Origin of the sequence: Yoonia vestfoldensis SKA53, assembly GCF_000152785.1 — a bacterium.
GTDB lineage: Bacteria > Pseudomonadota > Alphaproteobacteria > Rhodobacterales > Rhodobacteraceae > Yoonia > Yoonia vestfoldensis_A.
On sequence record NZ_CH672414.1, the window covers coordinates 2,234,871 to 2,261,554 of the forward strand.

Genomic DNA, 26,684 nt, shown 5'->3' on the forward strand with positions numbered 1-26,684 from the left:
CTAGAATACATAAATATCGTCGGGGACAGTTGGGAAGCCAGAGGCCTCAGGCAAGATCAGGGTTTGTCCCGCCACCATCCTGTCGGGATCGCCCCGCAGAAAAGCGCGCGGATTATCCTGAACGATTTTCTCAATCACCGTTTGCAGACCCGTCGACCCATAGCGATACTGGCGCAGGATCCCCAATAGATTTTCACCCGGCGCAATGATATGGCGTTGGCCTGACGCAGCGGTGTCAGAGCAGTCAGCCATGCACAGCAAAACCCAAGGCTCTTGCGCTTTTGCAACGTGCGGCAGCATGAATACGGCAAGAAGTGGTAAGATCACTTGGCCCAATCGCATGACGTTCAACCTCCTATTTCAAAGCGCACTTTGGCGCCGGCCAAATGCGCGCCGGCACGCCTTGCGTTCATCGGGCTCAGGATAGCTTGGCTTGGGCTTAGCTCCACGATGCGGAACACTGTCCAAGGCTGGCCATGGCCCTCGGCAAAGGCAAGGCTTTGACGGGTCAGGCCGTCACGGCTGCCCAGGTCAATCCGAAAACGTCCGGTGCCAGCGTCCGTAAGAAAGCCCTGCAATGGCGCGCAGGCATAAGACCCCAGCCAAGTCGCAAGCTCTGCTGACACGCTGTCGGCGAGGCTTTTTGCGACCTCATGCGCATCCTTTCGCGCCAACACATTGACCGTGCGCCAAGGCGTATTGGCCGAGACAGCGACCACATGACTGGTGGTCATCTGCTGTGCCCGTCCAGGCGCAGCAGGATCAAGTACCTGCGCCTGCAAGGTGACCGTTAATGTCGTCGCTTGAAGCCCGGGGGCCGTTGCGTGCCATGACAAATGCAGGCCCCGCGCAGTATCAGGTATCAGGTTTGACCGCGATGCCTCTACTCTGGGCTGGCCGCCCATAAGAGTGTCGTAATCAAAACCAGCAGGAACTTTGCTCCCGCCCTGTCCCACCGTCGCAAGCGAGATATCGCGCGCTGAAACATTGATCTGAGGCGTCGCCCCAAGACCCATGATAGTCGCGTCATGCGCCAGCTCCAAAGCCTCTGTCGCCCAAAGAGGTGCGGTATACCCAACATTTATCTGTGGATTCCCCGATATCAGATTGATCGCTGGCCGCACGGCGCAGCCAAGCGCAGGTGCAGTGCCGACATAGGCATCAATGACAACTTCATAATGATGGCCAGACGGCCCTTGGCTGACGACAGAATAATCCAGAATGCGGGAATTGGGCCGCAGCAGAATGCTTTCGCCTGTCAGCGCACCGTTATCCGCCATGGAAAAGCCTGACACGTCAGCCCCCCCCTCTAACGCGGCAAGGTATAGCGCATCTTCCAAAGCAAAACGTTGCGCACGGTCGGTGTCGTTATTGGTCACGGCCGCCCGGCCCGTGACGCGCACGATATCCGCAAAACCCGGCCCACAAGTCAGAACAAGCAACAGCACAGGCGCAAGCAGCCTCATCTGACGACGAAATATTCCTGTCAGCATCCCTGGCCTTACCTCCCGGCGGCTTATCGCACTGCCATCATGATGCGTGCGATCATGTCGCGGTCCAGTTCCAGCACGACCTCATAGGTGTCGCGGCCAACCGGATTGATACGCACCGTGCGCGCACCCCGGATTGTACCATCGACCGATGCGCGTGTTGTGTCGTTTTGCAAAACGGCATCGACCACGGTTGTCTGCGCACTTAGCCGCAAGCCATGCACCTGCTCGGTGAGGTCGCGCATGGCGTCCAGACGGGCGACACGGATCGCCATCAAGCGCTTTTGATTGATGTTATGCGCCGGCTGCGCGGAAATCGTCGCATATCCTGTCCCGATAATCGGTGGGACAGTTTGCTGTATAACAGCGGCATCAGTGCCCCTTAGCGCGGTCTCGATTTCAAGCACTTCTTTTGCGGCGGGTGATATGCCCGCAGCGTTGTATGGTGCGTGGGCATTCATGTTGCAGGCGCCCAGCGCCAGAGCAATCGTGAAAGCCGCACAAGTCTTGATCAAATCGGTTAAGGCAAAGTTACGCACAAAAATATCCTCCGCAAGTCGCGTTTTGCCTCTGGTCTTGCATATGTCGTGCCAGTGCTAAGAACAGCGCAAATACGGCGTATTTTTTTACTGGCACAGGAATTGCTTCTTACTTGCCGAAGTGGCGTCTTCCGAGATGCGCCGCCAGATGGAGCAGCAGGTGACATGAGCGCGTCCGAAACAGCAATACCACGGCACCTGCTGGGGCGGAGCCTGACCAGCATCACGCTGCCGCTTGGCATTTTGATGCTGGTGGCGATGATGGTATTGCCGCTGCCAGCCTTCTTGCTGGACATCTTTTTCACGCTCAACATCTTCATGTCGCTGTTGATATTGATGGTGGCACTGCACACTTACCGACCGCTGGATTTTTCATCTTTTCCCAGCCTCATTCTGGTTGCAACGGTGTTGCGACTGGCGCTGAACGTGGCCTCAACAAGGATCATCCTGAGCGAAGGACATTTGGGAACCAGCGCCGCCGGTGCCGTGATCGAAGCATTCGGTGCCTTCGTCATTGCAGGCAATTATGTCGTCGGGATTTTTGTCTTTGTCATTTTGGTGATCATCAACCTTGTCGTGATCACCAAAGGTGCAGGCCGTGTCTCAGAAGTTTCTGCCCGCTTTACCCTTGATGCCATGCCCGGCAAACAGATGGCCATTGACGCGGACCTGAATGCGGGAGTGCTCACCGCCGAAGAAGCGACCGTGCGCCGCGAGGACGTATCGCGCGAGGCAGATTTTCATGGCGCAATGGATGGTGCATCCAAGTTTGTCAAAGGCGACGCCGTTGCCGGTATTCTGATTCTGGCCATCAACGTCATCGGCGGGTTGACGATCGGGATGCTGCAGCATGGGCTGTCGATCGGCGAAGCCTCCGAACTTTATATTCTGCTGTCGATCGGTGATGGTCTTGTCGCGCAAATCCCGTCTTTGCTGTTGTCGATTGCGACGGCCATCATCGTGACGCGTGTATCGTCGAGCCAGGATATGGCCGAGCATATCAAAGGCGAAGTCAGCATGTCGCGTGCGTGGTTTCCCGTAGCAGGGGTGCTGCTTTTGATCGGCCTTGTGCCGGGCATGCCCACCATCTTGTTTGGCGGCATGGGGCTAGCTGCCGGTGTCGCTGCGTATTTCTTTCGCAAGCAAGAACAGACCGACGCCACGCAAGACAAGAGTGACGCAAAGACGCCTGTCGAAGACAGCAATCCCAATAGCTTGAACATCACCGACGTCGCTGATCTGTCTGCGGTGACGCTGCTACTGAGCTATCCGCTTTTGTCCATGGTGGACAAAGACGACGGCGGACCTTTGGCGCGACGCATTGTCACCGTGCGCAAAGAAGTGTCGCAAGCTTTGGGTTTTGTCTTGCCCAGTGTCCGCATCCGTGACGATCTTGGGCTGACAGCAAACGAATACAGGATCAAGATCGGCCAAACGGTCGTTGCCGAAGACAAGATCTATCCTGATCAGAAACTTGCCCTGCCCAGCGGCACATCGCGCGTCAAGATTGAGGGCATAGATGTGAAAGAGCCGTCTTTCCGCATCGACGCGACCTGGATCCAGTCGGACCGCGAATTCGAAGCAGAAGCAAATGGCTATATCATCATCGAGCCTGAAACGGTGCTGGCGACACATCTGAGCCAGATCTTGTACAAATATGCGTCAGAACTGATCGGACAGGATGATGTTCAGGAACTGCTCGACAATCTGTCGAAAGTTGTGCCGCAACTGGTCCAGTCCGTTGTCCCCAAACTGATGCCATTGCATAATCTGACGGCGGTGCTGCGGCAGATTTTGCGTGAACGGATACCGATCAGCGACCTGCGACGCATCTTGGAATTGATCTCCGAGATGGCAAGCAAGAACATGAGCGTGACAGAGACCGCAGAGGCGCTGCGGCCCCAACTTGTTGGCCTGCTTATTCAACAGACAACGCCGCTGAACACCCCGCTTCCGGTTGTGACACTGGACAGCGCATTCGAGCATCTGTTGATCAATTCCGCCAAGCGGTCAGAGGGCGATCAGTTGCTGCTGGATGGATCACTGGCAGAGCAGATGGTCAAATCGCTTGTGCGTGTCAACGAGGAACAAACTGAAGCCGGCAAGAAACCATTCTTGGTCGTTTCTCCGCAAATCCGGCGCAAATTATCCAGCTTTCTGCGTCAACATATCGCTGACTTTCCCGTCCTTTCATTCACGGAATTGCCTGACGGGCGACGGGTGGAGGTTGTGGCGACGGTGTCTGGCGACGAGCAAATGGCCACAGAATGAAACATGGTCAATTTTTTGATCCCCGATGAGGCGCCCTGGTCATGACTGAATATATCTTCAGAGCATCCGATCCCGATACCGCAATGGAAAAGGCGGTACGCGAACTTGGCGACGATGCCATGATCCTATCCGTCAGAAAGATGGGAGATGTCACAGAGGTCCGCGCGACACGCGAATCTGACATGGCCGATCAGCTGCAATGGGACGATCGCAAGCCGCAATCCTGGCCAAGCGACGCCATGGATCTGGGGGCGGCGATGCGGACTGCCCGCGCGCGGCGCAACGGGTCTGATCCAGCCCCGACCCCGCGACGGGCTGCCGATACCAATGCTGCGCCTACCCGTGAAAAAAGCACAGATATGGGCGTAACTGCAGCACCGGTGGCGCGGCCGGCTGAAGAACCAGAGACGATATTGGATGCAACACAATTCGAAGAATTGTTCCGCCAGCGCCTTGCACAAGCTCCTGACGACCAGCCTGAAATCGTGTCAAATGCGGCAGAACCCGTCAGTCGTCAGCAAGATCCGGTCGAGCGAGAGACTGCAACCGCACCCAACAGCTCTGCAGCACAGACCGTGCCATGGACTCCTGACCAACCGGACAGCGCGGACACGTGGAACGAGGATCGCGCACCTGCTGCACAAGTTCCGGCAGCCGAACGACCTTCTGCTACAATCCTGAACGAAGGCGCAGTCGCCCAGCACCGCATATCTATTTTTGACTACGGCTTCCCCGAGGATATTGCCCAGTCCTGCGCGGTTGCACCGGATCTGCATACTCTGCAAGCACAGCAAGACCATGCCTGTCACTTGCTGGCAGCACGGATCACCGACGATGCCGAAATCTCTTTGGTTCATGAGAATAAAGCGCTGTTTCTTTTCGGCCCGCCCGGTGCGGGAAAGACAACCGTCGCGGCCCAGCTTGCCTTTGAACGCTTGCGCACCACGGCGTTCCAGCCCCGTCTGGTTCAGGTGCCGCAGAAAGGTTTTGTCAGCTGCGGCCGTTTGCAACAATATGCAACGCTGCTGAACTCCGAGTTTCGCACATTGTCTTTCGAAGATAACGAAGACATCGCGCGCAATGATATCATTGATTGTGATCTGACAGAGCCTGATGCCATTGCGGAAGCATTGGAATGGGTCACCGAACGAAGCAGTGGTAGTGACGTTAGCCCATTGCTGATCATCCCCAGCACATGGTCGATCGCAGCAATCAAGCAATATACCATGATGTTCGAGGCGATCTGTCCAGCGACTGTTCTGACACATATGGATATCGGGGGGATAGATATCGCAGGTCTGTCGGCAATGGCCGATGCAAATATAAAGCTGATCGCTGCCAATGAGACGAGAAAGATCACCGAGGGCCTGACGCTGGTGGATCGCGACTCAGTGGAACGCTTCTTGCAGGTGACACTTGCGACTTCGGTGGCAGATGACCAGCAATCTTCGACGCGCCACTAAACAAGTCGTGCAGTCAGTCGTTTCTATAAGGAACTTATAATGCCGACGGAGTCCTATTCGATGTCAATGTTAAGCCCGGCCGCCGTGTACAAGCGTCAACAACAAAACCCGGGCTTCAATCCCGAAGACAGCCATCAATTGATCAAGGCAACGCTGGAGTATCTTGTACGCAGCCTTGGTATCCTGATGCAGGAACCAGCGCGCGACAGCGAGATATTCCAGACCCATATCGCCCGCGTCTTGACGTCGATCTATGTTTTGCAATCAAGTCTCGACTTTGAACGCGGCGGAGACATATCGGTCAATCTGTTCCAATTGTACGAATATTCACGTCAACAGACCCTGAAGCTGATGCGGAATGACGATACGGCGCAGATCGACAGAGCCTATTATTCAATTTCCGAAATCTTTGATGCATGGCAGAAAATCAAGTGAATCCGCGTCTGCACGACGCGCATCTTATCGCTTTGGAAAAGGCGCAGGATGCGTTGGAGGACGCTTTGAGAGACACAGATTTTGATGCAGCAGAGCGCATCAATATGGAAATGCGCGAACGCTTTGCAGGGCTGGCGCATGTTCATGCTGATCAAATACGCCAAGATCTCCCACGTTTGTCGGCGATTATCGGGCGGCATACGCAAGCGCGCAATGACCTTGTAGAACAGGTTGCTTGCTTACAGCGCAATCAAAGGCGGACCCAGGCAGTAATTGCTGCCTATGCTAAACACTAGCGGCATCAGGGATGGCAGCCATGGTCGCAGATGTCTTTGTCGAAAAAGCAGATGCTGACTGCAAGACCGCTTTTACCAGAATGATCAAGCATGGCTTTCTCAATATTCGGGTTGTCTCTGGTGAGAGAAACTCTATTGCATGTTCTGAAATTATGAAAACCACCGATGCGTTGCTTGCGAAGATGACTGAATTACAACGCAGGCTGACGCGCCCTGCGTCGAATATGACGAAGGATGAAAATCAGGTGGGCGCTACTGATACGGCCGATACCATTTGCCGCTTTTTTAGTACAAGCCAATAGAAAACGGTCATAGTAAGAGATGGTGGCAAGCACATCAGTTACAACATGACAGAAGAATTGCAGAGGGCGCGATATCGCACAAAGGACGCGGCGACCCTTTTTAAATTATGGTAACATGACCAACAGAATAAAGGTTCTCAAATGTCTTACGCCCCAGATTGGATCTTGAACGTTGTATGTGCCAAAGTAGCTGAACGCTATGTTCTTGGAGCATTGCCGATAGAAGCTTATGCAAACCGCATGTCGCGAGATCTGTTGCTGACCTATGCGGATTGCACACCCGAAAAACTGTACAGCGTTGCAGAGAATATGCTCTTTTTCCTGGCCGAAATCGAGGACGATAATGCCCTCGAACATTGTCACTCTTTCTCCTATCGCTCGGTTCATTTCGACAAGGCTGATCGCCCACGGCGATTGAAGGGTCTGTTTCTAGATCCTTTGGCAGCCGTGAAACAGCAAACCAGCAGCGACACCGTGTTCAAAAGCTTTCGTGCTTTTGTTTTCAGATCCCGGGTCGAAGGCAACTTGGTCGCGCCCATCGAATGGAAAGTGCGCAATCACAAAGAACTCATTTCATTGGCCGACATTCTGGACGTGGAAGTGTCTTTTTCAGACGCGATGTAGGCGGGGAGATCAGCGCGGCCTTACAAGCCGCACAGCCACGGTCCGGGTCTTATCCGCACGGCCATAGGCATAGCTGGTAAAGAAATTTATGCTCCAAGGCGCATTCGACATCAACCAATTGGTGTCACCGGTCCAGTAAAGACCAGGATAGGTGTTTGGAAAAACATTCTGGTCAATCATCGGTGGTTCTGGGTTGATGACAATCAATCGTTCCAATTCTTCGCGGCTGGGCAGACGCCAACCGGGGCCGATGTTACGCTCGGCGCGCTCTATCAGAGAAGCAACCGAGGCAAAGGGGACAAGCAGGGCTGAACCCACACAGGTATCATTTTCCCATACCTGCCCGATGCTGCAACGCATCCAGTCCAGACCGCCCAGGACATCAATCACGATTGGCCCTTTTGCAACAAAGGTTGTTTCTTGGGCATGGACGGGTCGCGGATCGACGGTCAAAATACCGACGCTCACAAAGAAACACAAAAATGCGTTCTTGATATTTGCGGCATCCAGCATCTCGTTCCTTTCAAATTCCTACTTGGCATCTTCTTTGCATTAAATGTGCCGAACCGCTTTATTGGGAGACATACTATGGATATCGCATCCCTACTTGGACTAATTGGTTGCTTTGCAATGATCATCGGAGCGATGATCGTCGGTGGCGGCGTTGCCCCGTTCGTCGATGTCCCCTCTATCCTGATCGTGATTGGTGGAACGTTCTTTGCCGCTATGTATACGACGCCACTTGCGACCTTTCTAGGCAGCTTTGGCGCGATGTCCAAGGCATTCCTGCCTCCCGTAAAAAAGCAAAATGTCTTGGTCGAGCGTATGGTCGAACTTGCCGGGATCGCGCGGAAAGATGGCATGATGGCGCTTGAGGGGCAGGCTGTACCAGACAAATTCTTTGAAAAAGGAATGCAGCTTTTGGTTGACGGCGCGGATGAGACCAAATTGGTCAAGCAATTAACTGCAGAGATCAAATCCATGAAAAGCCGGCATGAAGCAAATCAACTTGTCGTAAAGGCATGGATCGATCTAGCCCCCGCGATGGGCATGATCGGAACGTTGATCGGTCTGGTCTTGATGCTCGGCAACATGTCCGACCCAAAGGCGATTGGTCCCGCCATGGCGGTTGCATTGCTCACAACCATGTACGGGGCAATCGTTGCCAACGTGCTGTTCGGTCCGCTTCTGACGAAATTGGAAGGCTACACCGCCTATGAAGTCATTTACCGAGAGATGGTCGTTCTAGGATTACGCAATATCGCAAGAGGCGAGTCCCCGCGCAACATTCAGGATCAAATGGCCTCGAACCTTCCTCCGAAGATGCAGGCAAAGATCGACGCGGCATAATTTAGCCCCTACAGGAAAGTTTGCCGGATGTCTGAAGCAGTCGAAGCAGAAGAAGAACAGGACGAAGAATGTCCAAAGTGCCCTCCGGTTGGTGCGCCAGCATGGATGGCAACTTTTGCCGATCTCGCCACATTGCTCATGGCATTTTTTGTGCTGCTTTTGTCATTCGCTGAAATGAACGTCCCGAAATTCAAGCAGATTTCCGGGTCGCTCAAGGATTCTTTCGGCGTGCAGAAAATCATTCCAGTTGTTGAGCAACCTAAGGGAACGACCGTTCTTGAATTGAACTTTAGCCCTTCGCCATCACCTTCTGTGACGGAAGAAGCGACCCAGGAGACGACCGAGATCAAGGAACCAGAGCTGAAAATTCCCACCGACAACCGTGATATGGACGGCGAGGACAAGCAGCTCGAGGGTGAGACGGATGCCGATGGGCTTGGCGGGGAAACAGCGGAGAATATCGCCGATAACGAAAATATGTCGGACGCGGAAAAACTGGCCGCAGCGTTGGAGCAGATCGGTACTGCGGTCAACATCGAAGCCGAAATCGTTGATGGCAAGGTTGCCATCGACATGAATGCCGAGGATGCCTCGCCGCAGGAACTGATCGAGAAATTCCAACGCGTGGGGCAGGCGATAGAAATTGCAGGTCTTGCGACAGGAAAGGCTGAACAAGAGATTCTATTCGGCGGGCTGGACGAGACGCTGAATGATCTGATCTCGATGGTTTCAGAAATCCAGCGCCAGCAACAAGAATCCGGTGGTGCCACATTGGACGAAGCGTTGAGCCAGATGGCGCGCGCGACTGAAAAGGCGCTGGAGGCCGAAGCCCAATTGCGCGCCAATTTGCAGGATGAAATCGACCAAGGGCTGGTGACAGTCGAACAGCGTGACGGCAAGGTTTTTGTCAACCTTGGCGCAGGTGGCGCATTTCCATCAGGTTCGGCCGATCTGACGCTGCAAGCACGCGGCATTATTGACGAGCTTGCAGCGGTCACAGTGGACCCCACGAGCAAGGTCGTTGTCTCTGGTCACACGGATAATGTGCCTATTTCGTTTGGTGCCCTGTATCGGGATAATTGGGACTTGGCGGCAGCACGCGCAGCAAGCGTCGTGCAAGAAATCGAAGCAAGTATTCCAGCACCGGGACGTGAAATGTCTGCGATTAGCTTTGGCGAAACGAAACCTGTCGCAGATAATGCTACAGCCGAAGGCCGCGAACGCAATCGTCGAATAGAACTTGAAATCGAATTTGAACAATAGTGCTATGGGGCAGAGCGAAACAGCGCCATTTATCGAGGGTAGACAAAGCGCCATGTTGAACAAGCTGAAACTTGCCGGGCTTGGTGGCGTCCCATCTGCGCAGCATGCGCGATTCACAAAACGAAAGTCGGACCAGCAAGGCTGGACCGCTGGCGTATTCTTGAAGTCTCGTGCCAACGGTGACAGGGTCTGGCTGCAGCGGATCATGATCGACGGGAAACGGCGCGAGATCGAACTGGGCTCTTTTCTGACGCTGTCACTGGCTGAGGCCCGCGAAGCGGCGCAAGAAAACAGAAAGACCATTGCAGAAGGCGGTGACATCTTTGCAGAACTACGGAAACAACACAGGCAGGATATCCGGGACCGGATCCGGAGACTATCAGCCAAGCTGAGTGAACCAGCGTCGTTGCGGACACCACAACCGGTTTTGCAAGACGAGGTGCTCACGCCACTGCCGCTTGACGTTGAACCGCCGACTGCACCCATCACACAAACCGCATCAGAGGAATCGGATGTGGCAAAGGTGCGCGCGCTAGGGCCGCATATCGACGCGGCACTCTCGGTCATATTAGACGCTGTGCCGGCGGATATCGACTCTGGGTATGTGTCACAGGATATGCTCGCACTCTCAACGGCTTGTGGTGTAGAGATGCTAGAGCGCGCTTGCAGGATCACGCTTGAAATGGGGGACTGCACGCTTTTGTCGATCGTCGCAATTCTGGACCAAGACGCAGCAACCACAGACGAAGCAGATAACGCCAATATCATTGCTCACAGCAATATACGCGGCGCTGAACACTTTCACTAAAAGGATATCCAGATGTCGACAAACGCAACCTATGAGGCGCTACGCGCGCTGAAACTTGACGGCATGGCCGATGTTTTTGCCGAATTGGCAGCACAGACCGCCAGGTCACCACAGGACCCGGCGCAATGGGTTGCCCATATGGTGGCGCGGGAAAAATCAATCCGTGATGCAAAGCGTCTGCAAAGTCGTTTGCGGGCCGCCAGGTTGCGCGAACCCGAAGCCACCATGGACAAAGTCGATTTTACGGCTGAGCGAACCCTTGACCGCGGAGCCTTCGAGGCTTTGCGTGGTACAGATTGGATAGAGACACACCGCACTGTTCTGATGTCCGGCCCCTGCGGCGTTGGAAAGTCCTTTCTGGCATGTGCTTTGGGACATGAGGCGTGCAAGCTGGACAAAAGCGTCATGTATTTCCGTATGCCGCAGCTGTTTGCAGAACTCGCAAGTGCGAAACAGGGCGGCACCTACGATCGGCTTTTCAGCAAGATCAAGCGTACGGACGTGCTGATCTTGGACGACTGGGGCCCAGACCTGATGACACCCGCACAACGACGCGATCTGATGGAAATCGTTGACGCGCGGTACGAGCGTAAGTCAACCGTGATCACCAGTCAGCTTCCCATCGAAAAATGGTATGACATCATCGCTGACCCCACCTTGGCCGATGCTATTCTGGACCGGCTTGTTCACCAAGCCTATCGTTTCGACCTTGCCGGTGTATCAATGCGCAAAGCACCAGCCGAAGTGAAGAATGATGCGCCCAGCGCAAAGCCAAGCTTTGGTCGCCTGCTTAGCAGGCCTGCACATCCGGCAAATAGATAACGCATTTAAGTCAATCGCCATAAAGGCAGGCGGCTGCTCGCTACGACGCAATGGGCAGCCGCATCTTTTTGGTCAGACCGCAGGTCGAAGACGATAGGCGCGGCGCCGCTGTGACGAAGACGGAATCTTGTCGAGCTTGCGGTACTTGGCGATCGTCCGCCGTGCGATACTCAGACCTTCACATTGCAAACTCTGTGCGATAAATTCATCGCTCAACGGCCCTGAGGGATTTTCAGCGCCAATCAGGTTACGGATCTTTTCACGCACCATCCGAGCCGATACGCCCTCATCCGTGCCATCAAGATCAATGGCCGTGCTGAAAAACGTCTTGAGAGGAAACGACCCTTGCGGCGTCTGCATCATCAACGACGACGTGACCCTGCTGATGGTGCTTTCGTGCAGTCCAACGGCATCTGCGACGGTCTTGAGTTTCAGCGGCCGCATATGTTGCATACCATGTTCAAGGAACGCTTTTTGAAAGCGTACGATCTCTGCCGCAACCTTGATGCTTGTCTCATTTCTTTGTGCAATTGCCCGCTTTAACCACCGCGCATTCCCTAAAGTGTCGCGCACATAAGCCTGATCGCTGTCATGCTTGACAAGCTTGCGAACGCGCCGGCCTTCCACCTCGTCCACTTTCAAAATGGGCAAGGTCGCACCGTTCAGTTCCACATACCATTCGCCATCTTGGCCGCGCGCAGCAAGAATGTCCGGAGCACGTGCCGACATCATCACATCGTCCGACAGCGCAAGGCCTGGCTTTGGATTGAACTCTCGCAAGCGGCGCAAAAGCCGCTTTACCTCTTCGGCCGAGCATCCGGTTTTCCGGCGCAATTCAGGTATGGCACCGCGTTCAACCAGCACGAGATTTTGCATGATAATCAACAAAGCCGAACGATCGGGGTCGTCAGCCACGATCTGCAAGACCAGACATTCTGCCAAGTTCCTTGCAAACAAACCGGCTGGCTCTGCCGATTGAAGCTTGCGCAGAACAGTGCAAACGCACGCATCGTCCACACCAAGATTGTCGGCGAGCAAAGGTGTTGGGATCGACAACCAGCCGGAAGGGTCCACATGGCTAGCGATCGCATAGCCGATGGCGCGTTCCGATTGTTCCGTCAGGATATCATCGACCTGCGCAAAAAGTTGCGCCGCAAAGCCTTGAGTTGACCTATCGGCCAAAAGGCTGATCGGGTCAAAAGAGGGGTCCCTTTGCGACGAAGCCATTACGCGCGGCGCTGGAACGCGCATTTCCGGCAGCTCGACCTCCACAAAGGGGTTCTCTTCTGCAATTTTCTCTACGTAGTTCGACAGCTCCAAATTATTGAAAAGCAGCAGTTTGATCGCTTGCTGAAGCTGCGGCGTAAAAACCAGAGACTGCTTTTGCGCAAGATGCGCATTAGGAGTCATGTGTAGCATGAGGATAATCCTCTCGTTTCGTTAATACTTTATTAACGAAAAACGGTTAAGGACGGTCGCTATCTTTCAGAACGAATCAACCTCTTTAGGTCAGTTCTATTCAGTTGGCGCAGAATTTGCTTTTAATCATCGTACGTTATGACTGCGCTCAGCGGCTGGCTTGGGGCCAATGGTATTTTCCGAAGCCCGAAAGATAGCGCAAAGATATTTGCACAACCCGAAAGGGCAGTCAAAAATATGATCTCGTATTTTATCATTGGCTTTCAGAATCATCAGGCCGAGTGGCCAAATGTTCTGCAACGCTTTTTACGACAGCAATGATACCGAAACCCCCTACAAACAGAATTGACAGGGTAAGCGGGCCTAACCCCTGCAATATCGCAAACGTACTGGGCGCAATGATCTGCAGGATTCCGATACATGCAGCAGAAATAAGAAACAAACGGATGACCATGCAGCGCTGACAGCTTTTCTTGGCTGACCGCCGACGCACTTTTGGCGCCACCTGTGACTGGTCCGCATTATCCAAAGAATCCATCGGTGTGATCGTCATTCACACAATCTCCACATCAATCGCCAGGCCATTCGCTTTCTCTTGGCTTGTGAATTTAAACTTAAATTTCTCGTTGAACCGCAAGGCGATCAACTGCGCCTCTTGTTCGTCACGGGCGGCAACGACCATACGCCGCCTCATGCCTTCCCTTTGCATGGACAAAAGCCCAAGCGGTACCTGTCGCATTCCAACGTAGACACACATGAAAAAATAGATCAGCAGTCCCAATGACTGATGGATAACAAACGCCGTCATAATCGCACATGTGAAAGCCGCCAATGGCTCCCACAGCCGGCGACCAATGAGCCATAACGGCGGAAATATCATAGCAAGAAGCGATTTGCGCATTTCAAAAACATCAGCGGCATTCTGACCGTCGGCCACAATTGCATAATTGCTGAGTGTTCTTATACGCTCGATGGACATCGACGGCTTGAATTCATTGAAATCTTGCGCCTCATCACCATCCAGCACAGGTGAACCTTTGGGAAAAGGTTTGGACAAAAAGACGGAAAACATTTTCTTCTCTCGGACCACAGTCGCAAGTATCGGTCGTCCGGTCATCTCTATCGCAGTCCTGACCGTACCTTCGATAGACCCGATTTGAGACCAATGTTTCCCATTCACAGCGACGATCACATCGTCCGCCTGAAGAAAAAATTCCCGCTGCAAGGCAGACCCTTTTATCTTGACGAGCTTGAGCGGACCGGGCGGCGTGACTTCTACAACACTCTCTTCCGGCACGTTACCATTAACCATCATGGAAACTTTATGATATCGGGGTCTTGTCTAGATTGAGCCTGACTGCCGGGCGCTGCAGAGGATCCCGCCTGTAGCCTGTTAATCCTCTGCGCGATCTCTTGCAGCCGCGTTTCCATCTGTTCTTTGATTTTGACAAATTCCTCTGCGTTGTCACCGTTGCCGGTCGCATCGGCAGCCTGCGACATACTTGTGATCATTTCCGCAAAAGCATCTGATTGTGCCGCAAATGTATCCCGCATGACGGTGGACACATTCATAGCCAACTCTCCGTTCAGAGTAGCGATCCTGTCACCAATCTCCTGCTGTATCGCATCAGACCGCATTTGCGCATTTTCCAATGTATCGAGCGCCGAGAGCTTTTCCGTCATGGCGGTCAAATCCGCCTTAAATGCCGATGTGTCGTCCAAGGCCTGCGCCACGACAGACATTCTTTCGTTCAACGATGTAAGCTCGCCACGCAGCTGCGCCATTTGCGAATCTATTGCACCAATAGGAGCTAATTTCTCATCCATCGTAGAAACATTCTCTGCCAGGATGCTCAGCAGCTCGGTATTCGTTGCACTCAGTCTTTCCAAACCATAAGACGATCGTTGCCAGATCATTGCCATAAGCAATACTGCGAACACCGCGACACCGCCGCCAACCATCAGCGCAATGCGGGCCATTTTTTCCAAACGCTGGGCCGCACTCACAGTCTGCTCAAACTGCGCAGAAATGCGTTCGAATTCGGCAGTCACATCCATAGAGGCTTCGGCAGCATCAAGAGCGATCTGAATGCTTTGATCCAGATCCGGGCTATCTGCAAACTTTGGTGAACGAGCGACCATACTTTGGTATCCTGCTAATTGGACTTGCGCACAATTGGTGCTTTAGGGGTGTAGAATGCACATTCTGTGCCAGTTGTTTGAAGAACGACGCGCGCAGGTAATTCTCTGGACTTGAACCCAAAGCGGTCACATTTCCAAGGATTATGCCGCTGATACGTGACGCCCAAATGCTTGCAATCACCACAGATCATGCGAGGCGCCTTTTTCTCTGCAATCATTTTCGAAACTGCCCAAACCAGCGCCACAGATTATGCAGGTGAAATCGCAGAGCACCCGCAAGTGACAAGATGCCACACAAACCAAGAATAAGTGCATGACCTGTCGCGCCTTCGTCTTGATAGAGGCGCGCCTCACCAACAAAAAACATCCCCGAAACCGCGAGCGCGAAAGTGCTGATCATCTCACCGCGCGTCTCATGCTTTCGACGTTTTATTTTCGTCATGATAGCGACTTTCCATTTGCGTCAAAGAGCATGTCATCGGGTAGGTCGACATCTGGCTCGTCGACCTGCTCGCCCTTGTTGAGCTGGTAAATAAAGGCGAGCACGGCCGCAACGGCCGTATAAAGTGGGGGCGGAATCTCGTCTCCGATCCTGCCGGCAAAGAACAAGGCACGCGCCAGCAATTCGTTCGAGAAGACGGTTACGCCCGCTTCCTTTCCAAGCCGGATAATCTCTTGCGCTTGATGGCCGCGTCCCATTGCCAATATTGTCGGCGCACCTCTCGTCCCGATTTCGTATTTCAGGGCGACGGCAAAGTGTATGGGGTTGGTAATAATCGCGGTTGCGCTTGGCACCTGCTCCATAGCTTCGCGTCGCTGTTTCGCACGCGAACCGGCTGTCATCTGCAGCCGGCGAATCTTCGCTTTGACCTCAGGCGAACCTTCTGTTTGCTTGCTTTCATCTTTTAGTTCTTGAAGCGTCATCTTGAGTTTCTTGTTGTTGTCATATTGTTGATAAACAACGTCGAACATCGCGATGACGGCCAGCACAAGAAGAAACACAATCATCAAAAAAATAAAGACATCGCCCAAGCGCGAGAGTCCGCCGAAAAGATGCGTCGCCTGAGACGTCAGCAATTTGTCAACTTCGCTGCTGAACACAAAGATCGCAGCACCTATAAGAGACGCGACCTTTCCGACGGCTTTCAGCATTTCAACCAGTGCTTTGACGGAAAACATCCTTTTAAGCCCATTAACGGGGTTTATACGACTGCCTTTGAAGGCAAGTGCAGAAGCCGACCAGTTAATGCTGCCAGACATCGCCATTTGCGTCAGCACGATAATGACCAGCAATGGCAATGCGAAAATGACTGATTTCCAGAATATGAATGCAAAAGAAGTACTACTATTGCGGATAATTTCGTCGTGCAGGCCCGCTTCACCGGAGAAACGCAGCAGCGCCGACCACTCCAACAAAAGCCCCGACAAGAACGGCAATAATCCAAAATACAGCAAGAAGCCGACCGAAAGCGTACTGAGAACAAACAGCTCTTTCGAGCTAGCAACTTGCCCATCTTCCTTGGCTTTCTCGAGCCGTTTCTGGGTTGGTTCCTCGGTCTTTTCCTGACCGTCGCTTGCCTCATCAGCCAACGCCTGCCTCCCCGATGGTATCCTCTATGAATTCGAGAATAAATTCGATCATCTCTGCTATTCCGCTCGCGAACGGGGCGGTCGAAACGTAGAGCGCGACGAAACATGTCAGGATTGTCAGCGGGAAACCAAAAGAAAACAGATTCAGCTGCGGGGCAGAACGGGTCACAACACCCACAGTGATGTTTGCTAAAAGCAAAATTGACACGACAGGAAGCATCAGTTGCGAGGCAATCGTAAACATATGTCCAGCTGCAGCCAGTCCACCTGTGATAAAGGCGCTAAATTTAAAAGGCTGGCCAAGCGGGAGCACTTCGTAACTCATCCTGATCAATCCAATCATATGCAGATGCCCATCCAACGAAAGAAAAGCAGCAATAGCAAAAAGATTGAGAAATTGACTGATCACCGGCGTTTGACCGCCAGAGTTGGGATCCATCTGCGCGGCAAACCCAAGTCCAGCAGACGCTGCGATTTTCTCGCCAGTCAAGGCGACGGCCGAAAATGCAATTGTGAATGCCAAACCTAACGAAAGTCCAATCACTACCTCGATCAAGGCAACTTCGATCATGCTCAGAAACGGCAGATTTTGCGGATCGGGCACGTCGATCAATCCATAAAATCCGAACGCGATCGCAACACTGACAATCACCCTGACTTGGACAGGAATCGCCGCGGCACCAAAAAACGGCGCAGACAGGAAAAAAGCGCTCAGGCGCAGTGTATGCAGAAAGAACACCAGCATGAAGTCGATCAATGACTGGAGCTCAAGCCCGCCCAGACCCAGAACATCGTCAAGAGTCGGGACCTGCGAAATCATTTCAGCAGGCGGATCTGTTCGAAAATAGACGCAAAGTAATCCGTCATTTCTTGCATCATGAACGATGACAAAGCCGCCATAGCCGCGAGGACAATGACAAGTTTCGGTACAAAGCTGAGAGTCATTTCATTGATACTGGTAGCCGCTTGCAGAATGCCGATGATAAGCCCGACAGTCAGGGCAACACCAAGAATAGGGCCAGACGCGATAATGATCTGCCAGAAAGCCGCCCTCAAACTTTCGATGTTGCTATCAAATTCCATGTCTCAATTCACATATGTTGATGCTATCGAACCGATTGTCATGGCCCAGCCATCAACCAGCACAAAAAGCAACAATTTGAACGGAAGCGCCACCAACATTGGGCTGAGCATCATCATCCCCAACGACATGAGGATCGACGCGATGACGAGGTCTATCACAAGGAAGGGTAGAAAAAGCAAAAAACCGATCTGGAAGGCCGTCTTGAGTTCAGAAGTAATAAACGCCGGTAAAAGAACAGCATAAGGCACATCTTCGTTCGATGCGTATGGTGCATCCCCCGCCATTTCGGCAAACATGGCCAATTCTGCCTCTCTTGTATTGAGTATCAGAAAACCTCGCATGATATTTGCCGAGCCCTCGATTGCAGCAACCGCTGATAACTCTCCGGCCAAGTAGGGGGAAATAGTTGTCGAATATATTTCTTCGAAAGTTGGTGCCATGACATAAAATGTCAGGAATAATGCAATCGAGATCAGGACCTGGTTGGGGGGCGTCTGCTGGGTGCCCATTGCTTGGCGCAGAATCGACAGAATGATGATGATCCGCGTAAATGCAGTTATACCCAACAGAAAGGATGGTAGGATCGTCAACACTGTCATCAGCGCGAGGATTTGCAATGACAGTGAATAGGTTGTCCCACCGTCGTTGCCAACCAAGACATTCAAAGCGGGAAGACCACCACCAACTTGTGCAAAAGCACCTCCCAAGGGGATGCTACAAAGGAAGATAATTCCAAAGAGGCGCACGATGACCGAGGTCATAGGTATTTTTTGCACCCTATTCACCTGAGGGCCCATTAGGTTGCAGCAATACCATGGTGGCTGCCTTTCCCGGCCCGTGAACAATGGCGACAGATTGCCCATCGAGTTGAAATAGGGACAGTTGCGTCGTGCGGTCAATCCGCTGTGTTTCGCGCAGCTTGATAGAGGAATCTGCAGGCAATATCCGTTGACGCAAATCGCCAGCCTTGGACACAATAATCTGGCGTGCAATCAGCAAGACAGCCAGAAACACGATAACAATCACTATGCTTGAAGTGTCAAATATTGCGTTGTCCATTACACATTTGCTCCACGCAGATAGACAGATCAGATACTGCCAACGCGGTTCTCTGGGTCAACGATATCCGAGAACCGGATGCCGAAACGCTCTCCGACCATCACGATTTCGCCCTTTGCGATCAATGTGCCGTTCACAAGAATATCGAGCGGTTCACCAGCCAAACGGTCTAATTCCACAACAGACCCTTCGTTGAGGCGCAGCAACTCACTGATCGAAATCTCTGTCCGCCCAACTTCGACGGACATTTCGACTTCGATATTCTCAAGCGCGCGCAATTTATCGGTCTCGGGGCCTTTGGGGTCTTTGTCCTGATTTTCCATCTTCTGTTCTTTCATCTTGTTAAGCCGCGCTTAGTCCAGCTTTTGTGTGATCGTAATTGCGCTTGTCCCGGCAACTTCACCGATGTCGGCAAAGAACATTTTCTGGCCCTGAACCATGACGCTCAGCCCTTCTCGTAGTTGGATCGGATAGACATCGCCTTTGGTGATACTGATCAATTGCCGCAACGAGACGCGTGGCTTGCTCAGTTGCACATTGATCGGCAGGCGAACTTCCGATACCGCGCGTTCCAGGCGTTCGCGCCAGGTCATGTCGTCGTCAATTACCTCGGATTGCATCCGAGAGCGGAGTTGCGCCGCAATTGGTTTCAGCGTCTGCAGCGGATAAAGTATGTCAATCCGTGCGTCATCGGCCTTTGGCAATTGCACCGAGAAACTACAAATAATCACCGTTTCGCTGCCTTCGACAAAGGACGCGAATTGTAGATTTTCCTCGCGCGATTCATCGCTGAAGGTCAATTGCATCAAGTCTTGCCAGGCCGCAAGCAGAGTCCTGTTCAGCCCCTCGGTGATGATTTCGATGACACGCGTTTCGGTCGCAGTGAATTCCGCCCTTGGCTGATATCGCAGGCCAAGATCCCCGCCATAATAGGCATTGGTCAATGCAGAAATGAAACCAGGCTGGATCACCATCATCTTGCTACCGCGCAGTTCGTCGATGCGCGACGTTGTCAGGCTCATCAGAACGGGAGCATTCTCACAATACTGGTCGAAAGTCTTTACCTCTGGCATGAGCGCCGTGATCCGTGGCTGCACGCGCAACATCGGTTGGAATACGGTGCGTGCCAATCGCGCAAAGCGTTCATTTATCACGCGCAGGGCATAGTAATCCCCAAGCAGAGACAAATCGTCTGACCCAAATACGAAATCACGAATACCCTTCGAGTCTGAAACATCGGCTTTCGCCTTGGCACTGGTGTCGACGCTGCTCATCAGCGCATCGACCTCATCCTGTGTGAGTTTCTTGGAGGACATCTATGTTTCCGCGCCTATTGCATCACGAAAGAGGTCAGCAAAACGCCTTCTACACCACCGAAACCCTCTAGCTCTTCCAGAGTCGCGTTGATGGTCGCTTTCAGGTCGTCCGACAATGCGGTGCGTGCCTCACGCCCAACAACATCCTCCTCGCCATAATCACTTAGCGTGGCAAGAATAGCCGCTCTGATCGCAGGCAGGTTCGATTCAACATTCTCAAGAATAGCCTCGTCGTATTGCGTCGATAGCCCTACACCGATTTGCAAAAACCGGCGCGAATCTTTCAAGTTTGTCGTCAGGGACCCAGGCAGTTCGTAGTAGAGCGTTTCGAATACTTCGCTCTTTAGGCTGTCTTTCGAAACTTTCTCCGGCGGGCCGCCATCGGCTGCCTCCTCGGTTTCCACCTCGGCGACTTCAGGAACAGCCCCCCTGTTCTTTTCGATAATCTGTGCGGCAATTTGTTCAGGCGTGTTTGTTGCTGTGCCGAACAGGAAATAGCCCACACCCAGACCGGCACCCATCATCACCAAGCCAACCACAGCAAAAATTAGTATCTTACCAACGCCAGATTTTTTCTTCTTTGGCTCTTCTTCTTCAGACATCTGTGCGTCTCCGTCCGGTCAGTTATAATAAGATGTTGATGCGAGACAGATTGTCTGCGCCCGCCACGTCATCAGCGCTTTGCGCTGTATCATTCGTCAATTCCGACGGCGTCACCTCGTCAGTGTAACCGTCTTTCTGGGAACCTTCTCCGCCGTTATTTCCGGTACTTGCGGAATATGTGCCCAAAGTCAGGCCAGCATTTTCAAAGGCAGAGGACAATTGATCCTGCACGTCCCTTAGCATTGAGGCCGTTGCAGGTACATCTGCAATTATGCGCAAATCTGTGCCACGTTTACCCTCGCTCAATTTAAGCGTGATTTGCCCAAGATGCGCTGGAAGAATCTTGATGGTCAGCGATCCACCCGCCTGCGCAGCATTGATCGCGCGATTGACCAGAGTTTTGGTCCAGCCTTGCTGGCGGACATCTAACGCCGCCTCGAGCTGACCTTGCAGCGAAGCGGCGCCCTGCCCTGCGACGCCAGAACCAGTCTGCCCGCTTCCACCTTGCGACGCGGAACCGGACCCACCACTGGCGAAATCAATCTGAGTCGCGGCCGCGAGCACCGGATCTGGGCCAAGCGTCGGCGGCAATGGCTGACGCGGCACTGTCACTTGCTGTACGGCATCTGTTGCTGCGCCGAGCGCCAGTTGAGCTGTCTTTGACATTTGAATGGCTGATGTCACTTGATCAGGCGCGATCACAGGCGCCCTGTCTGTCTGCGCAACGCCAGGTCCGTCGTTTTTGCCGGTTGCATGCATGGATGCAGCGCCATTTGCAGGGGTCGCTGGCACTGCGCGCGCAGCCTGCTGTTGCGGGATCGCGTTGTCATGCAAATCGCCGGCGGCATCCCCCGCGGGTGCAGTTTGCGACGGCATGCCATTGGTGTCCACAGGCGGCTTGGTTGCCGAAACCTGAGCCTGTACAGGTGCCGGTGCAGGCACAACCTGCGGATCAGCATCAGTCACGACAGCTGTCAGCACAGTGGCAACGCCAGTGGGTCCTGAAGCCACTTTCACCACCGGGTTCAGTACATCGCCCTGCACCACCAAAGGACGCAGCGGCGTAACATTTGTGCCTTCGTCAGCAGTCACGACAGGATATGACAGCGTATCCCGCCCCATGCCCGCACCCACGCCGACAACCTGATACGTTACATCGTGGGGCATCTGTTCACCTGTCAGATTCCCGGCATCAGGTGTCACTATTTTGACGATTTCAAAGATAGACCTGTCCGTCATACTGGTGAATGGCACATCGACAGTCCCATCAAGAACCGAGAGCTTGCCATTCACAACAGGCACGACGTTGGCACCAAGGCCGCCATCGACGGCCGCCAGCAATGCTAAATCGCTCTCTGGCAACATGGCAGTCAAAGCAGTGACCGGCAAAGCAAGCGCGCCCAGCGGCAGGGCAACCGCGCCCAGCGGCAGGGCAACCGCGCCCAGCGGCAGGGCAAGTTGCTGCGAGTCTAGGTTTGGCCCAACCGTGACAACAGGTAGAAATGTAATCTCTTGATTATTTGTCAGGCTTGGATCAACGGGTTCCACTTGGACTTGGTCGATCTGCGCAACGCCCCACAAATCACTGGGCGGGGCCACAAGGGCCAAAGCTGCATCCAAATCTAAAGCCAGCGTAACAGGCAGTTCATCGACAGCGACATCGCCATTTGTCGCCAATACGGTGGTTATTCCGGCTGCCGGCTCGACAATCGGAGGACCAAGCACCGCCTTGCCGGACCCAAGAGAGGCGACCATCGCCAACAGAAACTGCGCACTATCCTCGTCAGTAACAGCCAAATCCAAAGCACCAATGTCCTGAGGCGTTGGTTGCTGTTCCAACCCCTGGCTGGCCATATCCATTTGGAGAGGAATGGGCGCAGTGCCATTCTCCAAGCTCGTCATGATTTGCACGAACGAAGGCTCAACCGTGCTCACGCCAGTCTTGTTTGAATCAAGGCCTGTTTTGGCCAGCCAATCTGTTGCACCAGCAACACCAATGTCGTTGGTGATCAACGAAGCTATCATCTAACCAACCCATCCCAGAACCTGCAGACCCTCTTTGCAAGAGCGATGCCAAGCCGGTTAAAGCTTGACGCAAAACGATGATTTCGCTTTTAGACCTGTCTTGTCGTGCGGGTAAAATCGTGGGCGGCATCTTGTTGCGCTTCACGATCTTCGCTGACCTGCCGCTCTACCTCATCTGCCTTGTTGGAAACGACCCGCTTCTTATGGCTCATCCGATTGATTGCCATGGTCAGATCACGCAGTTCGACTTGCAGAAACTCCAGCTTGTTCTGCAAAAGCTCTCTTTCATCAACCAGTTGCAGTTCATACCAATGATCACTTTGCAGCTGACGCGGATCAAGGTCGCCTTGTCGCCGGCCTTGCGTCTGCAGATCGGCTATCCGCGCAACAAGATCAGTAAGTTGGCTGATTTCATCTTGTAGGACATGCTGTCGTTTGATCAGAACAGGCATGCGCGCATGTTCCTTGAGCGCGATATTGCGAAGCATCTTCGCCTTGCGTTCAACCATGCCTATTGACCAACGATCGAGATCAGCTGGCTGGAACTTTTGCTCAACTCGGCTTGGTCATCAGGGCTCTGGCTGATGTAATCCACAAGCTTCGGCCAAAGAGCCACCGCTTGATCCAGATCCGCGTCCTGGCCTGATACATAGCCGCCCATCAGCATCAGATCCCTGTTTTCATTGTACAAAGACACCAGTCTCTTGAATTTCCGCGCCGCTTTTTGTTGCGATAGTGGGACAATGTCGTTCATCACCCGGCTGATCGAGGCGGGGATATCGATGGCCGGGTAGACGCCCATCTGCGCGATCGACCGGCTGAGGACGATGTGCCCGTCGAGGATGGCGCGGGCCGTATCGACCACAGGGTCATTGCTGTCATCACCATCAGCCAAAACGGTGTAAATTCCAGTGATGGACCCCGCATTCGGGCCAACGCCCATTCCCGCGCGTTCAATCAAATTCGGGATCATCGAGATAACCGAGGCGGGATAGCCTTTCGATGTCGGCGCCTCGCCCAGCGCAAGACCGATTTCGCGCTGCGCATGGGCAACACGGGTCAGCGAATCCATGATCAGCAGGACATTTTTTCCTTGGTCTCTGAAATGCTCGGCCAAGGCAGTCGCACGCCGCGCACCCCTGATCCGCAACAACGGGGACCGGTCGGCAGGCACCGCGATAATGCTGACCTTGCCGCGGGTGGCGGGCTGCATGATGGCGCGCACCATCTCGCCGACTTCGCGGGCGCGTTCGCCAATCAGGCCAATGACCACCACATCGGCAGATGTATACCGTGCCATCATCCCCAAAAGCACCGATTTGCCAACCCCAGACCCTGCGATGATGCCAATCCGCTGCCCACAGCCAATCGTCAAAAGCCCGTTCACAGCGCGCACACCCACGTCAAGCGGACCGGGAATTTGGCGCCGCGCCAGCGGATTGACCAGCGTGCCGTTCAGCGGAGCTTGTGCAGAAACTTGTGGTGCGGGCGCGTCATCCAAAGGCCAGCCAAGTCCATCCACGGTGCGCCCAAGATAGCTGTCACCAACATCAACCATCGTGCCTTCGTCAATCAAGGCAACGCGCGCGCCTGCCTGGACGGCAGCACCGGACTGGTAAAGAACCAGCTTGTTGCGCCCTTCATTAAATCCGATCACCTCGCCCAGTACCGCATGGCCGTCTGTTGTCTGCACAGAGCAAACCGAACCGACACAGACAGGAAAGCCGTCGCATTCAAGCAGCAGCCCATCGTACCGAGACACGCGTCCGCTGAGGATCGGCCCCTGCGTCGCGGCCCTGCGATCCTGCCTGAGTGGCCCTGTGATCTGGTCCGTAAAGTTCAGCATCACACCAGGTCTGCCCCAGTTTTGCGCAATAGCGATGTTGCCCGGTCGCGCAACAGGTCCGACACCTCGGCACCGCCAACACGCAGCCTTGCATCACCGCGCTGCATTGTCGGGTCGCCACGCAGGTAAATCAGTGGCGGGTTCGGATGGGTATCGAGGCATTTTTGCAAAAGCGGGACATCTTCGGGACAGACAAACACCTCGCGCGTGCCCAAAAGATGCGCCAGATTGTCCAATAACGTATCCAAGCGCAACAAGAGCGGCTCTGGCATATCCGTCAGCGCCACACCGATCCGTTCGGATGCCAAGGTCAAAACAGCGTCCTCGATACTGCGCGCCACGACATCCATATCAAAAACCTGCTCAGACCCCAAAGACACCGTCAATTCCTGCAGCTGGGTGAATTGCGCCGCCAACTCGGCCTCGCGTTCGCTTTGTGTAATTGCTTTGCCGGTGGACAAACCTTCAGCATAGGCATCGTCTCGAATGCGCTGAAGCATCTTTTCATCCACAGGAGGCGCTGCCGGATGGCGAGGCTCTGGCGCCTGCTCTATTGGATGCGCAGGCGCTTCGGCCTGCGGGGGCGGCGCCTCTTCAGGCAGATCATCACCAGACAAAAGCGGTTCTTCGGGCAGGTCTGTACCCATGGCCGAAGCTGCGATCGGCGCTAGGCTGTCTTCGTCAGCTAACGCCGTTTCCACCGGGATCTTGATCGCAATCTGTGCCCAAGACAGCGGCCTGAACGTCTGATCAGATTGCCGCGAGGCGCTCGCTACCAAAGCAAAAGCAGGATCCTTGTGCTTTGACAAAAGCTCCGCGAGGTTCAGCTGATCTGGATCGCGCGCTGGATCGGTCGCTTTCATGGGTAAAAACCGGTCTTTCATCAGACCATTTCATCCCCGCCACGACCAGCCAGAACGATGGTGCCTTCATCGGACATTTTGCGTGCCACTTCGATGATCTGCTTCTGTGCGGTTTGCACCTCGGTCAAGCGAACGGGGCCAAGTACTTCCATTTCATCTTTGATATTAGAGGCAGCGCGCGTGGACATGCAGCCAAACAGTTTCTCTTGCAATTCCACGGTGGCACCTTTGAGGGCCATGATCAAATCTTCGGGTTCAACCATCCGCAACAAGGTCTGCAAAGAACGATCATCGGACATGCCAAGGTTATCGAAGGTGAACATATTGTCCTGAATGGCCTGCATGAGATCCTTGTCATTGCGCCGGATGGCACCAAGGATGCGCTTCTCCATATTCGCTTTGGTGAAGTTCATGATCTTGGCTGCCGCTTTCACGCCGCCCACTTTGGTGGACCGTAGGCTGGTGTTGGCCTTGAACTTCATTTGCATCACCAGCTCCAGTTCGCGCAGGGCCTCTGGATCAACCGTTTCAAGAGTAGCGATGCGCTGGACGATTTCTGGCTGAAGATCCTCTGGCAGCAGGTTCAACACGTCTGACGCCTGGCTGTAGTCAAGATAAGATATAATCAGCGCGATGATCTGCGGATGTTCATCTTGCAACAATTCCGCAATCGACCGGCCATCCATCCAGTCAAGGATTTCGATCGGTCGTTCGCTGCTTGCAGGGGTAATACGGCTCAGGACAGATTGTGCCTTGTCTTCACCCAAAGCACGGTTGAGCACATTGCGGATGTAGTTGCCCGCGCCCAACCCTAGGCTCGTCTGCTTTTTGATAATTGCAAGAAATTCGTCAAGCACGGCATTGACAGTTTCTTGGTCGGTATTGCGCACAGAATACATCGCGCCACCAAGGTGCTGGACTTCTTTTGGCGACAGGTTCTTGAGGATTTCAGCCGCCTCCTCCTCGCCCAAAAGCATCATGAGGATCGCCGACTTTTGCGTTCCGGACAGGCGCTCTGTGATTTCTGTCGCGGTCAATTCCACTGACTTGGCTCCATCCATAATACGTCCTCCG

Annotated in this window: 32 protein-coding genes; 10 read left to right on the forward strand and 22 right to left on the reverse strand. The window is 53.7% G+C overall.

Features of this window, described 5'->3' with window-relative positions; genetic code table 11:
• From SKA53_RS10830 to SKA53_RS10840, 3 genes are read right to left on the reverse strand one after another with little or no spacing between them, the layout of a single operon-like run.
• Complete coding sequence (locus SKA53_RS10830) at positions 1–351, reverse strand: type IV pilus assembly protein FimV (protein ID WP_207327940.1); 351 nt, start codon at positions 349–351, stop codon at positions 1–3.
• Positions 348–1,466 (reverse strand): flagellar assembly protein T N-terminal domain-containing protein, encoded by a 1,119-nt coding sequence (locus tag SKA53_RS10835; RefSeq protein ID WP_007206184.1) that lies wholly within the window; start codon positions 1,464–1,466, stop codon positions 348–350. Before SKA53_RS10835 ends, SKA53_RS10830 begins: the two co-directional genes overlap by 4 nt.
• Positions 1,467–1,516: 50 nt before the next feature.
• Positions 1,517–1,951, reverse strand: a complete 435-nt coding sequence (locus SKA53_RS10840; RefSeq protein WP_081440156.1) for an LPP20 family lipoprotein — start codon at positions 1,949–1,951, stop codon at positions 1,517–1,519.
• A gap of 243 nt (positions 1,952–2,194) precedes the next feature.
• Between SKA53_RS10840 and flhA the strand changes: the two genes are divergently transcribed.
• From flhA to SKA53_RS10870, 6 genes are all read left to right on the forward strand, one after another.
• Entirely contained in the window at positions 2,195–4,300 is a 2,106-nt protein-coding gene (gene flhA / locus SKA53_RS10845) for a flagellar biosynthesis protein FlhA (RefSeq protein ID WP_007206186.1), read from the forward strand.
• A gap of 41 nt (positions 4,301–4,341) precedes the next feature.
• Positions 4,342–5,763, forward strand: coding sequence for a hypothetical protein (locus SKA53_RS10850; RefSeq protein ID WP_007206187.1), 1,422 nt, complete (start codon positions 4,342–4,344; stop codon positions 5,761–5,763).
• 39 nt (positions 5,764–5,802) lie between these two features.
• Positions 5,803–6,198 carry a flagellar export chaperone FliS gene (gene fliS, locus SKA53_RS10855; protein ID WP_242601259.1) on the forward strand — a complete coding sequence of 132 codons (396 nt, stop codon included), beginning with the start codon at positions 5,803–5,805 and terminating at the stop codon, positions 6,196–6,198.
• A complete protein-coding gene (locus tag SKA53_RS10860; RefSeq protein ID WP_007206189.1) occupies positions 6,180–6,494 on the forward strand; it encodes a hypothetical protein in 315 nt (104 codons plus the stop codon). The genes fliS and SKA53_RS10860 overlap by 19 nt, the downstream gene beginning before the upstream one ends.
• Positions 6,495–6,514: 20 nt before the next feature.
• Positions 6,515–6,796 (forward strand): hypothetical protein, encoded by a 282-nt coding sequence (locus SKA53_RS10865; protein ID WP_131494597.1) that lies wholly within the window; start codon positions 6,515–6,517, stop codon positions 6,794–6,796.
• 141 nt (positions 6,797–6,937) lie between these two features.
• The gene (locus SKA53_RS10870; RefSeq protein WP_040482938.1) at positions 6,938–7,420 is read left to right on the forward strand and encodes a hypothetical protein; all 483 of its coding nucleotides are present in this window, start codon (positions 6,938–6,940) and stop codon (positions 7,418–7,420) included.
• A gap of 9 nt (positions 7,421–7,429) precedes the next feature.
• Here SKA53_RS10870 and SKA53_RS10875 read toward each other — a convergent pair whose 3' ends face one another.
• The gene (locus SKA53_RS10875) at positions 7,430–7,933 is read right to left on the reverse strand and encodes a DUF1566 domain-containing protein (RefSeq protein ID WP_007206192.1); all 504 of its coding nucleotides are present in this window, start codon (positions 7,931–7,933) and stop codon (positions 7,430–7,432) included.
• A 75-nt stretch (positions 7,934–8,008) separates the two neighbouring features.
• Between SKA53_RS10875 and SKA53_RS10880 the strand changes: the two genes are divergently transcribed.
• Genes SKA53_RS10880 through istB form a run of 4 tightly spaced genes read left to right on the forward strand, consistent with a single transcriptional unit; the run spans position 8,009 to position 11,663 of the window.
• Positions 8,009–8,770: a motility protein A gene (locus SKA53_RS10880; protein ID WP_040482939.1), complete on the forward strand. Its 762-nt coding sequence runs from the start codon at positions 8,009–8,011 to the stop codon at positions 8,768–8,770.
• A 27-nt stretch (positions 8,771–8,797) separates the two neighbouring features.
• Positions 8,798–10,033: a flagellar motor protein MotB gene (locus tag SKA53_RS10885; protein ID WP_007206194.1), complete on the forward strand. Its 1,236-nt coding sequence runs from the start codon at positions 8,798–8,800 to the stop codon at positions 10,031–10,033.
• A gap of 4 nt (positions 10,034–10,037) precedes the next feature.
• Positions 10,038–10,841, forward strand: a complete 804-nt coding sequence (locus SKA53_RS10890) for an Arm DNA-binding domain-containing protein (protein WP_007206195.1) — start codon at positions 10,038–10,040, stop codon at positions 10,839–10,841.
• 12 nt (positions 10,842–10,853) lie between these two features.
• Positions 10,854–11,663 carry an IS21-like element helper ATPase IstB gene (gene istB, locus SKA53_RS10895; RefSeq protein ID WP_007206196.1) on the forward strand — a complete coding sequence of 270 codons (810 nt, stop codon included), beginning with the start codon at positions 10,854–10,856 and terminating at the stop codon, positions 11,661–11,663.
• A gap of 72 nt (positions 11,664–11,735) precedes the next feature.
• Here the strand turns inward: istB and rpoN are convergent, their stop codons facing one another.
• The 18 genes from rpoN to fliG form a co-directional block, all read right to left on the reverse strand.
• Positions 11,736–13,082: an RNA polymerase factor sigma-54 gene (rpoN, locus tag SKA53_RS10900; RefSeq protein WP_050752684.1), complete on the reverse strand. Its 1,347-nt coding sequence runs from the start codon at positions 13,080–13,082 to the stop codon at positions 11,736–11,738.
• Between the two features lie 253 nt (positions 13,083–13,335).
• Entirely contained in the window at positions 13,336–13,635 is a 300-nt protein-coding gene (locus SKA53_RS10905; protein ID WP_007206198.1) for a hypothetical protein, read from the reverse strand.
• Positions 13,636–14,397 (reverse strand): hypothetical protein, encoded by a 762-nt coding sequence (locus SKA53_RS10910; RefSeq protein WP_110549029.1) that lies wholly within the window; start codon positions 14,395–14,397, stop codon positions 13,636–13,638.
• Complete coding sequence (locus SKA53_RS10915) at positions 14,394–15,224, reverse strand: hypothetical protein (RefSeq protein WP_007206200.1); 831 nt, start codon at positions 15,222–15,224, stop codon at positions 14,394–14,396. Before SKA53_RS10915 ends, SKA53_RS10910 begins: the two co-directional genes overlap by 4 nt.
• Positions 15,225–15,438: 214 nt before the next feature.
• Entirely contained in the window at positions 15,439–15,666 is a 228-nt protein-coding gene (locus tag SKA53_RS10920) for a hypothetical protein (RefSeq protein WP_007206201.1), read from the reverse strand.
• Positions 15,663–16,814, reverse strand: coding sequence for an EscU/YscU/HrcU family type III secretion system export apparatus switch protein (locus tag SKA53_RS10925; protein WP_007206202.1), 1,152 nt, complete (start codon positions 16,812–16,814; stop codon positions 15,663–15,665). Before SKA53_RS10925 ends, SKA53_RS10920 begins: the two co-directional genes overlap by 4 nt.
• Entirely contained in the window at positions 16,807–17,634 is an 828-nt protein-coding gene (fliR, locus tag SKA53_RS10930) for a flagellar biosynthetic protein FliR (protein ID WP_007206203.1), read from the reverse strand. Before fliR ends, SKA53_RS10925 begins: the two co-directional genes overlap by 8 nt.
• A complete protein-coding gene (gene fliQ, locus SKA53_RS10935) occupies positions 17,631–17,897 on the reverse strand; it encodes a flagellar biosynthesis protein FliQ (RefSeq protein ID WP_007206204.1) in 267 nt (88 codons plus the stop codon). The genes fliR and fliQ overlap by 4 nt, the downstream gene beginning before the upstream one ends.
• A gap of 3 nt (positions 17,898–17,900) precedes the next feature.
• The gene (fliP, locus tag SKA53_RS10940; RefSeq protein WP_007206205.1) at positions 17,901–18,659 is read right to left on the reverse strand and encodes a flagellar type III secretion system pore protein FliP; all 759 of its coding nucleotides are present in this window, start codon (positions 18,657–18,659) and stop codon (positions 17,901–17,903) included.
• Positions 18,660–18,675: 16 nt separating this feature from the next.
• Positions 18,676–18,957, reverse strand: a complete 282-nt coding sequence (locus tag SKA53_RS10945) for a hypothetical protein (protein ID WP_007206206.1) — start codon at positions 18,955–18,957, stop codon at positions 18,676–18,678.
• A gap of 29 nt (positions 18,958–18,986) precedes the next feature.
• Positions 18,987–19,295 carry a flagellar motor switch protein FliN gene (gene fliN, locus SKA53_RS10950; RefSeq protein ID WP_007206207.1) on the reverse strand — a complete coding sequence of 103 codons (309 nt, stop codon included), beginning with the start codon at positions 19,293–19,295 and terminating at the stop codon, positions 18,987–18,989.
• A gap of 15 nt (positions 19,296–19,310) precedes the next feature.
• Positions 19,311–20,273 carry a flagellar motor switch protein FliM gene (fliM, locus tag SKA53_RS10955; RefSeq protein WP_007206208.1) on the reverse strand — a complete coding sequence of 321 codons (963 nt, stop codon included), beginning with the start codon at positions 20,271–20,273 and terminating at the stop codon, positions 19,311–19,313.
• 14 nt (positions 20,274–20,287) lie between these two features.
• The gene (locus SKA53_RS10960; RefSeq protein ID WP_007206209.1) at positions 20,288–20,875 is read right to left on the reverse strand and encodes a flagellar basal body-associated FliL family protein; all 588 of its coding nucleotides are present in this window, start codon (positions 20,873–20,875) and stop codon (positions 20,288–20,290) included.
• A 22-nt stretch (positions 20,876–20,897) separates the two neighbouring features.
• Positions 20,898–22,889 carry a flagellar hook-length control protein FliK gene (locus SKA53_RS10965; RefSeq protein ID WP_165474498.1) on the reverse strand — a complete coding sequence of 664 codons (1,992 nt, stop codon included), beginning with the start codon at positions 22,887–22,889 and terminating at the stop codon, positions 20,898–20,900.
• Positions 22,890–22,990: 101 nt separating this feature from the next.
• Positions 22,991–23,410, reverse strand: a complete 420-nt coding sequence (locus SKA53_RS10970; RefSeq protein ID WP_007206211.1) for a hypothetical protein — start codon at positions 23,408–23,410, stop codon at positions 22,991–22,993.
• Between the two features lie 2 nt (positions 23,411–23,412).
• Positions 23,413–24,747, reverse strand: coding sequence for a FliI/YscN family ATPase (locus SKA53_RS10975; RefSeq protein WP_007206212.1), 1,335 nt, complete (start codon positions 24,745–24,747; stop codon positions 23,413–23,415).
• Positions 24,747–25,610, reverse strand: a complete 864-nt coding sequence (locus SKA53_RS10980) for a FliH/SctL family protein (protein WP_242601261.1) — start codon at positions 25,608–25,610, stop codon at positions 24,747–24,749. Before SKA53_RS10980 ends, SKA53_RS10975 begins: the two co-directional genes overlap by 1 nt.
• A 20-nt stretch (positions 25,611–25,630) precedes the next feature.
• Positions 25,631–26,671 carry a flagellar motor switch protein FliG gene (gene fliG, locus SKA53_RS10985; RefSeq protein ID WP_007206214.1) on the reverse strand — a complete coding sequence of 347 codons (1,041 nt, stop codon included), beginning with the start codon at positions 26,669–26,671 and terminating at the stop codon, positions 25,631–25,633.
• Between the last annotated feature and the right edge of the window lie 13 nt (positions 26,672–26,684).